Source organism: Bradyrhizobium canariense (assembly GCF_019402665.1).
Classification (GTDB): Bacteria; Pseudomonadota; Alphaproteobacteria; order Rhizobiales; family Xanthobacteraceae; genus Bradyrhizobium; species Bradyrhizobium canariense.
In genome coordinates, this window is record NZ_VSST01000077.1 from 1 (window position 1) to 10626 (window position 10626).

The window sequence follows — 10626 nt, forward strand, 5'->3', positions numbered from 1 at the left end:
GCCAATAGCGCAACAGGCCCGCAAGGGGAGAGGGGAAGAAGCTCTTGGCGCTAGTTTTGAATTACTCGCATTCGTCCATTTCCCCGTTTGTAAACCGGTGCACGACTCTCCATAATCCCCCGATGCTTTCGCAAAAATCCGGTTTCAAAAAGCCTGAGCAAAGAGGCCGATCATGCCAGCGTTCGTGACTTTTGGGCGGATCCTGTTCGCCGTGCTGTTCATCTACACGGGTGCGGCAAGATTGTTTGCCATGCAGGCGACCGTTGATTTCATCGCCGCCAAGGTCGTGGTGCCCGACATGATTGCGCCTTACGCCAAGCAGATCGAGACGGCGACGGCCATGACCACGCCGCAGCTGCTGGCGATCGCGGTTGGCGTGCTCGAGATCATCGCGGGGGTGATGATCGCGCTGAATTTCGGCGCGCGCTTCTTCGCGATGTTGATGATCATCTATGTCGCGGTCGCGACCTTCCTGTTCTACGACTTCTGGAACCAGGTGCCCCCTGACAACGGCAAGATGCTGGTCGACGCGCTCAAGAACCTGTCGATCATCGGCGCGCTGTTCATGATCATCGGCTACGGCCGCGCTACGCGTCCGGCCGAGGCGGCCTACGGGGACGTGTGACGGTCAAACCACTACGTCCTGCGCCACGGCGTGACAGTCACGTCATACGAGGCGTCGAGCAGATACGGCGCGCCCGGCTTCATCCCGTGTGAGGCCAGCACCTCCTGAGGCGTGCGCCCCGGTACTTCGACAAAACAGCCTTCGCCGCCGGGCAGCCGCAGATGCGGCGCTTCCGACAGCCAGAACGTGTCGTAGCGATCCATGAACATGTCGAACACGACGGGGCCGCCGATGATTGCGACGGTGCCGGAAGCGACATCGGCGAACGCGCAGGCGTCCTCAAAGCTGGCGTGATCCGGATTCCACAAGGTCGCGTTCGGCATCTCGGGATCGACGGTCAGCGCCTCGATCTTGCGGGTCAGAATCAGGCGCTTGCGCTTGGGTGAATTCGGCTGCTGCTCGTGCGAGTGACGGCCGTGCACGATCAGTGCCGCGCGATCGAGCGCCTGCTCGAAGAACAGCTTGTCGCCTTCGAATTTCAGGCTGTCGGGCATGACATGGTCGGCGTCCGCGAGCATGCCGTCCGCGGAGACGATGACGTAGCCTTCGATCCGAAAGGACAATGGCGCGGCTATTCGGAGACCGTCGTCACGACGCTGTTGACCGGCCGGTTGCTCACCGTCGGCAGCTTGACGTCCTTGAGCAGCTCCTGGTCGTATTCCGGCAGCGTCGAGGCCGGGAACTTGGCGCGCATCGCCACCACCTTGTAACCGCCGGCCTTCAGGCGCTTGAGCAATTCAGGCAGCGCTTCCGCAGTGTGCTTCTGGAAGTCGTGCATCAGGATGATGCCCTTGCCCTTGCTGTCGAGCTTCTTCATGACGGTCTCGATCACCTTCTCGGGCTTCGAGGCCTTGAAGTCGAAGGAGTCGATGTCGCAGGAGAAGATCGCCGTGTTGCGGTTGCCGAGATAGGTGACCATCTCCGGCGGATGCTGGAGCGCCGGGAAGCGGAAGAAAGGCGAGGGCGAAATGCCGCCGAGCGCCCATTTCACCGCGGAAAGGCCCTTCTCGATCTCTTCCTTGCGCTGCGCTTCCGTGAGCTTCTTGTTGTTGAGGTTGGCGTGCGACCAGGTGTGGGTGCCCACGGTATGGCCGGCCGCGTAGACCTGCTTGAGGATCTCCGGCTCGTAGGTCGCGTGCTTGCCGATGGAGAAGAAGATGCCGGTGGTGCACTCGTCGGCGAGCGCCTTCAGCACGGCGGGCGTGTTCTTGGGCCAGGGGCCGTCGTCGAAGGTCAGCACCACCTCGTGGTCGCGCAGGAAGTCGAGCTCCTTGAAATGCTCGAAGCCGAAGCCGGGACCACCCGTGGTGTCGATCTCGACGGTGCGGGCGACCCCGAGCGCGCCCGGTGTGTTGCAGGCGGCGCGGGCGGGCTGCGGCGCCTGTTTAGGCGGGGGAGGATTGACGAAGCCTGCCGGCGCGGCGGCTGCTGCAGGAGCGGGTGCGGGAGCTGCAGCGGGCGCAGCCGCAGCCGGTGTTGCCGCCGGTGCGGCCTGCGTCGCGGCAGCGGGCTTTGCAGCCGGGGCCTGCGACCATGCCGCGCCCGTCATCGCCAGAGACATCGCGCTTGCCAATATCAGTCCTGCCGCCACACGCATGGTGTTGTCCTCGAGATTGATCCCGTTGTTCCGCCGCGGCTTTTCGCCCCCGGCAAAACCATCCTGCCCCTAACGATCCTAGCCTAGATGGTGGGCCCTCGCCATTGCAACGGCTGTTTGGCGCGCTAGCCCAATTGTGCCCAACCGGGTTGGGAACGCGTGGCGTCAAGTGTCGGCCAGTGCTTTCGCGATCGCCGTCTTGACCCGCGTGTCGGCCGGCTCGACCGTGGATGCAAAGACGTCGGCGATATACCCGTCACGGCCGATCAGATATTTGTGGAAGTTCCATTTTGGGACCTCCTTCGGCCGCGCCTCTGCCGCCCATTTGTAGAACGGATGCGCCTTCACACCGATCACGACGGCCTTGGCCGCAATAGGGAAGGTAACGCCGTATTGGTGGTGGGCAGTCTCCGAGATCTGGCCGGTGCCGCCGGGTTCCTGTCCGCCGAAGTCGTTGGAGGGCACGCCGATGACGGTGAGGCCGCGTTCGCGAAACTCACCCCATATTTCTTGCAGACCGGCATATTGCGGCGTGTAACCGCAGAGCGAAGCGGTGTTGACCACCAGCAGCGCTCGGCCGGTGAATGCCGCAAGGCGGATGTCTTCGCCTGATAAGGCCGGGAAAGAGAAGGCGTAGGCGGAGATTCGGCTCATGCCGCCATCCGCCAGTGCACGCGTCGCCGGTGTCAGCGTGCCTGCAAAGGCGGCGATGAGCATGTTCCTGCGGTTCATCATGACGGTCCCCCGAAATGATCCGGGGCGCATGTTACCCCGCCGCTGTGAGCGGCCTCGTCAACACCGCGTTATCTGCCGCGATCAAGCGCGTTAGTACAGACGGACGATGAAATCGGTGCCTTCGCCAGTCTCGCCCTGGTTGATGCCCTGGTCGGAGACGATGATCGAGCCGCCTGACGTCAGCATTTCGTTGATCTTCGCGATCGTGTCGGCCGGGATCGAGACGCGGTCGAGGGCCTCGGACGGGCTATCCGGCGTGACCACAGGCTTTGCGGCGACGGGAATCACGGCCGCGCCACGCTGGCGGCCCGTCATGCGGCCGTCATCTTCCCGCGCGGCAGAGCGGACGGACACTGGCAAGGACACCACCGACCAATGCAGCGCATTGGAATCGACCTTGTCGACTTTGGCGGTGAAGACATGCGTGCCGAGCGGCCGCTCGCTCGCGGCGATCGTGACAGGCACCTCGAACAGCGGCGCAAAGTTCTGCCGCACGTAGAGCTTGGAATCCTTGCGGCTGATGAAGACCGCGATCTGGCCCGCCCGCTTGAGCGCTTCAGGTTTCGCCACGGGCGCCGGATCGGCAATACGGGTTTCGTCCTTCTTGACGTCGGGCGTGGCCGCCTGCGCTTGCGCTATGGCCGGCGCATCGGACGTCTTCGCGGGCTCGGACTTCACGGTTTCGGACTTTGCGGGTTCGGACTTCGGCGTCTCCGCGGCCTCGACAGGCTTCGCTTCAGTGTTGGCGGGCTGCGCGGCGTCTCCGGCCTGGGGCTTGGCCGCGTCCGCCGCCTCAGCAGTCTTGGTCTCGGGCCTTGCCGTTGTCTCGGTCTGGTCGTCCGATGCCGCGGCCTCCTCGCGGGCCGGGGCATATCCGGTGGTCACATCCGACATCACGGTGTGGCCGACCGACGAGCGCAGCTCGAGCACGCCGTCCGCGCTGGCGGTCTTCGTTTCAACAGGCTTTGCTTCGGTGGCCGTGGTATTTGCCGCGCCTTTGTCGGCCTTGTCGCCGGCATTGGTCTGCGGCTCGAGGCTGGCCGCGGGTTGCAGCGGCACGCGCAGCGAGGCAAGCAGCGGATGTGAGAAGTTCTGCGGCGACATCTGGCCCGGCGAAACGATCACGCGCGCGCCCATCCTGGTCCAGTTCCACATCTTCACCGCGAACGCCATCGGCATGCGGATGCAGCCATGCGAGGCCGGATAGCCCGGCAGCACGCCGGCATGCATGGCAACGCCCGACCAGGTGATCCGCTGCATGTACGGCATCGGCGCGCCGCTATAGATGTTGGAGTGGTGAAATTTGTGCTTCTGGATGACGCTGAACACACCCATCGGCGTCGAATGGCCCTTCATGCCCGTCGACACCGGGGATTCCGCGAACACGCCGTTGGTGTCGTAGACCGTGACCTTCTGCCGGTCGATCGAGACGACGATGACGAGAGGACCTTGCGGTTTCGTGCCGGCTTCCTTTTCGGCAACAAGGTCTTTCTTGCCGGCCGTAGCGCGCTTCTGCGGCTTCTGGCGCGGGACGTCGGGATGGCGCTCCTGGCGGCCATAGGACCCGTCGGAATAATCCGTCCAGTAATAAAACGCCGCGTCCGCTTGGCTCGCCGTGCCGATCGCACCCGCCGCCGTCAAAACGGCGACCTGCCAAAATCGCGCCGGTTTGGCAGAAAAACCAGACCCGTTCACGCTGTTCATCATCGAATCCATAATCCAAATCAGATGTTAGTCTCTCAGAGGGGATACGCGTTCACCAGCACGGCGGTTCTGCGATCAGCTAATTTTGTCCAAAGAGTAGCAAAAAAGCCTCACGGAGCGGTAAACGGCGGCCGTGTCAGCTTGCCGGTCGTCTTCCTGATCGGTCGCCCGATGCCTACATTGCTGGGACTTGTTACCGGAGAACTTCATGTCATCTCGTTTCCCCAGTCTTTCCAGCATCCGCTTGAAAGGCCTCGCTTTATTCCTCCTAGCGCTGACCGGGCCGGCAGCGTCCGCCTTCGCCGCGGACGAGCCGGATTTGATCTTCCGCCGCTCGACCGTGTTCAAATGGATGAGCCCGAACGACAAGCTTGCGACCTACGGCCTCGACGATCCTGAAGTCGAGGGCGTGGCCTGTCATTTCACGGTGCCGGAGAAGGGCGGCTTCAAGGGCTGGCTGGGCCTTGCCGAGGAGGTCTCGGACATTTCGCTCGCCTGCCGTCAGATCGGCCCGATCAAGTTCAAGAACAAGATGGAGCAGGGCGACGACATGTTCCGCCAGCGACGGTCGCTGTTCTTCAAGAAAATGCAGATCGTGCGCGGCTGTGACGCCAAGCGCAACGTGCTGGTCTACATGGTCTATTCGGACAGGCTGATCGAGGGGTCACCGAAGAACTCGACCTCGACCGTGCCGGTCATGCCGTGGGGCCCGGCGGACGCGAACGTCCAGAAGTGTGGAGAGTTCTTCACTCAGTGACGCGCTTGCGTTCACTCAGTGAGGGGTTTGCGTTCACAGTGACGCTCTTGCGTTCACTCGATGATGTCAGCGCGGCTGGCGCGCGGTTTTGCAAGATGCGAGCCGGTCAGCCGCACGAATGATTGCGGCGTGGCCTCAAAGCCACGGCTCGATTGCAGCGCCATTTCGCCGGGCGAATTGGCGCTGCTGCGAACAGGCCGTTGCTCCCGGCGGTCCGTTCGTTGGTCCGCATCGCGCGCCGTTGCGCGATTCTGCGCCGTCATGGTGGCCGTTCCTCACATGAACGCGCTCGGCGATGCCCGGGCCTCTCGGTCTCGATAGCTTGGGTCGCAGTCGAAACGTCCTCGGTTCGACAGGACCCAGCCTTCGTTCGGCTTCTCTTCAGCAGAAAAACGTAAAACGCATGTGAAGGGTGTGAGGCGGGATCGTGACGGCGCCAACGTTCCGGCGCGCATCCGAACTCGCCCGGAACCTGCCAGGCCACATTGGGTAGGCGCACGACCTATCTGAAAAGATTGAGATTTTCCGTCGAATATGTCGTCGCCCCGAACCGGACGAAACAATTCTCACGGAGATGAAACCATTTTCCGGCTTTGGCGCATCACGCGCGAAACCGCCCATGGTTATCAACCTCACAACGACGACGGCGCACGCCGGCCACCGAATTCGGAAGAGAACTCCATGCGCACGCTCAGCCTCATCCTTGCTTTCGCTTTCGTGCTCGCCGGCTCCTCGTTCGCAGGCTCGCCGGACGGAAATGTCCCCGGTATCGGCACTTTCCAGTATAGCGGTTCGCCGATCATGACCCCGGCGCCCCAGCCGATCGTGGTTGCCGCGCGCTTCTGATCGCCAACAAGAAAAATCAGCCAATAAAGGCCATCATGCTTGCTCGTATCTGCGCCGCGGCGTTCATATCCCTTCTGACGAGCAGTGCCGTTCAGGCGCAGGTGCGCTCTCCCTCCAGATTACCAGATCCCCGTACCGAGTTCGTGAGGCAATGCGCGCCGCGGATGCTCGGGCGGTGGGAGCATCCGGAAGAGGTTTGCGGCTGCCTGCACGATCATGCTGCCGCCGTCGTCGAGGATCGCGATCTCCGCGAGGCCCTGCTGCGCGGCATCAGCGAGACCGGGGTGCCGACGATCGAGACCGACTGGGTGCCGGCCGCAAAGCAGACCGAAATCGGCCCGACCTTCACCAAGATCGCCAAGCCGACCCTGCAATGCATGTTCGATCCGGCGAAATAGCGCTCATCGCTTCGATTTCGGGCCAAACCGCGACACGCAGGTGCTGGTCCGTGCGACGCCCTTGTCGGTCATCTTGGCGCCGCGCACTTCCTTGACCTGTCCGGCGGGACAAGTTCCGTCGTCGACTTGCACGCGCTGGCCGAGCTTGAGATCGACGATGTCCTGCTCGCGCCCGACCGAGCCTGCGCGCGCCGTCGCGGCGAGCGCGATAAAGATCAGGAGCGAGAGGCAAGTCGCGCGGCGTAGCAGCATGGTGTGAGCTCCCGGCATGGATGCCGCAATGTAGGGAGCGGCTGCCGATTCTCATAGTGAACGTTCGTCATGCCCGCCGGGCCGGCTTGCGCCGCGCACGCAAGGCCGCTCGCGATTCCCGCGCGAGCCGCTCGGCGGATGCCACGAGATTCGGAATCGCGTGGCCGGAAAATCCCAGCACGAAACCGGGCAGTGGACGTGAGCGTGAATAAGTGTCGGCCAACAGCCAGCCTTCGGCGCCGGCGGCCTGCTTGGCGTCTGCCGCCACCAGCAGATCGACCGAGGGATCGAACCGGGCGACAAGGTGCAGACCCTGCGATGGGACCGGCACCGACAGCACGCCGTCGGATGCGGCTTCGAGCGTCCCAGCCAGCGCGTCGCGCGCCTCGCGGTAAAGCTTGCGCACGCGCTTCAGGTTCGCTGCGAAGGCGCCGGAATTGAGCATGTCGGCCACCGCGCCCTCCATCAGCGTGCCGGGAAAGCGGTCGAGGGCGGCCCGCGCGGCGGTGACATCCGCGATCAAGCGCTCGGGCAGGGCGCAATAGCCAATGCGCAGACCTGGAAACAACGTCTTGGCGAACGTGCCCATGTAGATCACACGCTGGAGGTGATCGATGCCGGCCAGCGACATCAGCGGAGCGCCGTCGTAGCGGAATTCGCTGTCGTAATCGTCTTCCAGCACGAAGGCGCCGGCTTGCCTGGCCCAGTCCAGCAGCTCGAGCCGCCGCGGCATCGACATCTGCACACCCAGCGGAAACTGGTGCGACGGCGTCACATAGGCTGCGCGCGCGGACGGCGCCGCTGCGCGGCCTCTGGCGACCCGCATGCCGTGCGCGTCGACGGGAACGGACACGGCGCGATAGCCGCAATGCGCGATGGTTCTGCGCGCAGCGGGGTAGCCTGGATCCTCGCACCAGACCTGGTCGTTGGGCTTCAGGATCGCGCTCAGCACGATGCGCAGCGCGTGCAGCGTGCCTGACGTCAGCATGATCTGATCGGGATCGCAGCGCAGGCCCCGCGCCGACAACAGATGATCGGCGATCGCCGCACGCAGCTCGCGGCTGCCACGGGGATCGCCATAGTGCAGATGCTCCGCGCCGAAGGCGCGCATGCGACGGCCGACAAAGGCGCGGAAACGCTGCACGGCGCGCGCGTCGATATGGGTGCAGCCGAGCGAAAACGCGCCTTGCCCCGGCGTTTCGACGCTGATCTTCGGCCGCTTCGGCTCGGCCGCGCGCGCGGGGATGCGCGCGGCGACGAACGTGCCGGAGCCGACGGTTGCGTCGGCAAAGCCGTCGGCGATCAGCCGCTCATAGGCGGTGACGACGGCATTGCGGCGAAAGCCGGTCTGTTTGGCCAGCGTGCGCGACGGCGGCAGCGGCTCGCCGGGTTTCACCAGACCGCCGACGATCATCTCGCACAGTGCCTGATACAGCCGGTGCGCCGACGAGGCGCCAGCCGTGATGTGCGGTCCCGCGAGGTCGAGCGGCAGCTCGGCCTTGGCCGGCGAGGGGACAGAATTGGTCGGAATTTTTCGCATGGAATTGGCACTATCGCAGACCAAATCCGCGGCTACAACTGCCCTGGAAGTGTTCCAATCCGACAGGAGCGGCCGTGAGCCAGACCGAGAACCAAAATTCCTATCCGACATCTGCGCGCAACCAGGTGAAGCGCCGTCACGATCGCGGCTTCTACGATTACGACACCGTTCATCGCATCCTGGATTCCTCGATGCTCTGCCACGTCTCCTACGCGATCGACGGCCAACCCTATTGCACGCCGACCTTTTTCTGGCGCGAAGGGACGAAGCTGTATTGGCACGGCTCGAGCGCCAGCCGCATGCTGCGCAACCAGACCCGGGGCGAGCGTGTGTGCCTGACGGTCGCCCATCTCGACAGCCTGGTGCTGGCGCGATGTGGGTTCAATCACTCGGCCGACTACCGCGCCGTGATGGCGTTCGGCACCGCCTATCTCGTCACCGATCCCGAGGAGAAGGAGCGCGCGGTGATCGCGATGGTCGACCGCTTCTTCCCCGATCGCACCGCGAGCCTGCGGGCGAGCAACACGCAGGAGATCAAGGCGACCTCATTCATCGCGATGGAAATCGAGGAAGCCTCCGCGAAGATCCGCGCCAAGGGTGTCGCCGACGACGAGGAGGACTATGAATTGCCGATCTATGCCGAGCGCATCCCGGTGCGCACGGTGATTGGCGCGCCAGAGCCTTGCCCGCGGCTGCTCGACGGCGTGAGCAGGCCGGCGACGCTGAATGGCTATTCGGAGGGCCGGCTGCTCGAAGATGCATTGCGGGATGCCTATTTTGCAGAGTACCCGAACGGCTGAAATCGGTTAGCTTGCGCTCCATCGATGATCTCAACGCCCGATCGGAGTTGCCTGATGAATGCCGAAACGCAGCAGAGGATTCTTGATGCCGTCGATGCCGGCTTCGAAGCCCAGCTCGCGACCACACGCGATTTCGTCGCGATCCCCTCGACGCGCGGTGCGGAGGGGCCATGCCAGGACATGATCGGCGACCTCCTGCGCGCGCGCGGCTACGAGGTCGACGACTGGCACATCAATGTCGACGACCTCAAGGATCTGCGCGGCTTCGGGCCCATCGAGCATGATTTTTCGAAGGCGCGCACTGTGGTCGGCACGTACCGGCCCAAAACCGAGGCGGGCAAATCGCTGATCCTCCAGGGCCACTGCGACGTCGTGCCGGCCGGGCCGCTGGAACTGTGGGACACCCCGCCGTTCTCGCCCGTCATCAAGGACGGCAAGATGTTCGGTCGCGGTGCCTGCGACATGAAGTCGGGCACCATCGCAGCGCTCTCCGCGCTCGATGCGATCAAGGCCGCGGGCCTCAAGCCTACGGCGCGGATTCACTTCCAGTCCGTGATCGAGGAGGAGAGCACCGGCGTCGGCGCGCTCTCGACGCTTCAACGCGGTTATCGTGCGGATGCTTGCTTCATTCCTGAGCCGACCGGCGGCAAGATGGTGCGCTCGCAGGTTGGCGTGATCTGGTTCCGCCTGCGCGTGAAGGGCCATCCGACCCATGTCGCCTTCGCCGGCTCCGGCGCGAACGCAATCATGGCGGCCTATCATTTGATCCAGGCGCTGCAAAAACTCGAGATCGAGTGGAACGAGCGTGCGAAAGCCGATCGTCACTTCAAGACGCTGAACCATCCCATCAATTTCAACCCCGGCATCATCAAGGGCGGCGACTGGGCGTCGAGCGTGCCGGCCTGGTGCGACGTCGATTGCCGGATTGCCGTGTTGCCGGGCTGGTCGATCGCCGATCACCAGAAGGAGATCATGGCCTGCGTTGCTGCTGCCGCGCGCAACCATCGCTTCCTCGCCAACAATCCGCCGGAGGTCGAATGGTCGGGCTTTTTGTCGGAAGGCTATGAGCTGACCGAGGCCGCCGCGCCTGAGGCGGCGTTCGGCAAGGCCTTCAGCACCGTTTATGGCGGCCAGATCGAAGACCTCGTCTTCACCGCGCTCACCGACACCCGCTTCTACGGCCTCAATCACGGTATCCCGAGCCTGTGTTTCGGCGCGAGTGGCGGCGAGATGCACGGCTTCAATGAGTATGTCGATCTGGACTCGCTGAAGAAGACGACCAAGGCGATGGCGCTGTTCATTGCGGATTGGTGCGGGGTCGAGAAGGGGTAGCGACAGGCTCGGCTCTCTCGGCCGTCATTGCGAGCGCAGC

Annotated in this window: 13 protein-coding genes; 6 read left to right on the plus strand and 7 right to left on the minus strand. The window is 63.9% G+C overall.

Going from position 1 to position 10626, the window contains the following annotated elements; genetic code table 11:
* Positions 1-172 precede the first annotated feature (172 nt).
* Complete coding sequence (locus FXB41_RS33430) at positions 173-625, plus strand: DoxX family protein (RefSeq protein WP_219684776.1); 453 nt, start codon at positions 173-175, stop codon at positions 623-625.
* An 11-nt stretch (positions 626-636) separates the two neighbouring features.
* Here FXB41_RS33430 and FXB41_RS33435 read toward each other — a convergent pair whose 3' ends face one another.
* The 4 genes from FXB41_RS33435 to FXB41_RS33450 form a co-directional block, all read right to left on the minus strand.
* Complete coding sequence (locus FXB41_RS33435) at positions 637-1188, minus strand: dihydrofolate reductase family protein (RefSeq protein WP_219684777.1); 552 nt, start codon at positions 1186-1188, stop codon at positions 637-639.
* Positions 1189-1196: 8 nt separating this feature from the next.
* Positions 1197-2222, minus strand: coding sequence for a polysaccharide deacetylase family protein (locus FXB41_RS33440; protein WP_007591880.1), 1026 nt, complete (start codon positions 2220-2222; stop codon positions 1197-1199).
* 165 nt (positions 2223-2387) lie between these two features.
* On the minus strand, positions 2388-2957 hold the full coding sequence (locus FXB41_RS33445; protein ID WP_219684778.1) for a glutathione peroxidase: 570 nt from the start codon (positions 2955-2957) through the stop codon (positions 2388-2390).
* Positions 2958-3047: 90 nt separating this feature from the next.
* The gene (locus tag FXB41_RS33450; RefSeq protein ID WP_219684779.1) at positions 3048-4661 is read right to left on the minus strand and encodes a L,D-transpeptidase family protein; all 1614 of its coding nucleotides are present in this window, start codon (positions 4659-4661) and stop codon (positions 3048-3050) included.
* A 208-nt stretch (positions 4662-4869) separates the two neighbouring features.
* Between FXB41_RS33450 and FXB41_RS33455 the strand changes: the two genes are divergently transcribed.
* On the plus strand, positions 4870-5418 hold the full coding sequence (locus tag FXB41_RS33455) for a CreA family protein (protein ID WP_007591873.1): 549 nt from the start codon (positions 4870-4872) through the stop codon (positions 5416-5418).
* Between the two features lie 53 nt (positions 5419-5471).
* Here the strand turns inward: FXB41_RS33455 and FXB41_RS33460 are convergent, their stop codons facing one another.
* Positions 5472-5681 carry a hypothetical protein gene (locus tag FXB41_RS33460; protein WP_219684780.1) on the minus strand — a complete coding sequence of 70 codons (210 nt, stop codon included), beginning with the start codon at positions 5679-5681 and terminating at the stop codon, positions 5472-5474.
* A gap of 418 nt (positions 5682-6099) precedes the next feature.
* Here FXB41_RS33460 and FXB41_RS33465 point away from each other — a divergent pair, with 418 nt between their 5' ends.
* Positions 6100-6264, plus strand: a complete 165-nt coding sequence (locus FXB41_RS33465) for a hypothetical protein (RefSeq protein WP_007591870.1) — start codon at positions 6100-6102, stop codon at positions 6262-6264.
* Between the two features lie 35 nt (positions 6265-6299).
* Positions 6300-6662 (plus strand): hypothetical protein, encoded by a 363-nt coding sequence (locus FXB41_RS33470; RefSeq protein WP_219684781.1) that lies wholly within the window; start codon positions 6300-6302, stop codon positions 6660-6662.
* A gap of 3 nt (positions 6663-6665) precedes the next feature.
* On the opposite strand, the gene FXB41_RS33475 is transcribed toward FXB41_RS33470, so the two are convergent.
* Both FXB41_RS33475 and pdxR read right to left on the minus strand, forming a co-directional pair.
* Positions 6666-6914, minus strand: a complete 249-nt coding sequence (locus FXB41_RS33475) for a DUF6719 family protein (protein WP_007591866.1) — start codon at positions 6912-6914, stop codon at positions 6666-6668.
* A 67-nt stretch (positions 6915-6981) separates the two neighbouring features.
* The gene (gene pdxR, locus FXB41_RS33480) at positions 6982-8454 is read right to left on the minus strand and encodes a MocR-like pyridoxine biosynthesis transcription factor PdxR (protein WP_007591864.1); all 1473 of its coding nucleotides are present in this window, start codon (positions 8452-8454) and stop codon (positions 6982-6984) included.
* Between the two features lie 74 nt (positions 8455-8528).
* Between pdxR and FXB41_RS33485 the strand changes: the two genes are divergently transcribed.
* Both FXB41_RS33485 and FXB41_RS33490 read left to right on the plus strand, forming a co-directional pair.
* The gene (locus FXB41_RS33485; protein WP_219684782.1) at positions 8529-9254 is read left to right on the plus strand and encodes a pyridoxamine 5'-phosphate oxidase family protein; all 726 of its coding nucleotides are present in this window, start codon (positions 8529-8531) and stop codon (positions 9252-9254) included.
* A 54-nt stretch (positions 9255-9308) separates the two neighbouring features.
* Positions 9309-10586, plus strand: a complete 1278-nt coding sequence (locus FXB41_RS33490) for an ArgE/DapE family deacylase (RefSeq protein ID WP_219684783.1) — start codon at positions 9309-9311, stop codon at positions 10584-10586.
* The last annotated feature ends 40 nt before the right edge of the window (positions 10587-10626 follow it).

Bases quoted from the DNA above. Each gene is read 5' to 3' on its own strand.
- FXB41_RS33445 (WP_219684778.1), bottom strand. From the start codon at position 2,957: ATGATGAACCGCAGGAACATGCTCATCGCCGCCTTTGCAGGCACGCTG.
- FXB41_RS33490 (WP_219684783.1), top strand. From the start codon at position 9,309: ATGAATGCCGAAACGCAGCAGAGGATTCTTGATGCCGTCGATGCCGGC.
- FXB41_RS33475 (WP_007591866.1), bottom strand. From the start codon at position 6,914: ATGCTGCTACGCCGCGCGACTTGCCTCTCGCTCCTGATCTTTATCGCG.
- FXB41_RS33470 (WP_219684781.1), top strand. From the start codon at position 6,300: ATGCTTGCTCGTATCTGCGCCGCGGCGTTCATATCCCTTCTGACGAGC.
- FXB41_RS33450 (WP_219684779.1), bottom strand. From the start codon at position 4,661: ATGAACAGCGTGAACGGGTCTGGTTTTTCTGCCAAACCGGCGCGATTT.
- FXB41_RS33440 (WP_007591880.1), bottom strand. From the start codon at position 2,222: ATGCGTGTGGCGGCAGGACTGATATTGGCAAGCGCGATGTCTCTGGCG.
- FXB41_RS33455 (WP_007591873.1), top strand. From the start codon at position 4,870: ATGTCATCTCGTTTCCCCAGTCTTTCCAGCATCCGCTTGAAAGGCCTC.
- FXB41_RS33460 (WP_219684780.1), bottom strand. From the start codon at position 5,681: ATGACGGCGCAGAATCGCGCAACGGCGCGCGATGCGGACCAACGAACG.
- pdxR (WP_007591864.1), bottom strand. From the start codon at position 8,454: ATGCGAAAAATTCCGACCAATTCTGTCCCCTCGCCGGCCAAGGCCGAG.
- FXB41_RS33430 (WP_219684776.1), top strand. From the start codon at position 173: ATGCCAGCGTTCGTGACTTTTGGGCGGATCCTGTTCGCCGTGCTGTTC.
- FXB41_RS33465 (WP_007591870.1), top strand. From the start codon at position 6,100: ATGCGCACGCTCAGCCTCATCCTTGCTTTCGCTTTCGTGCTCGCCGGC.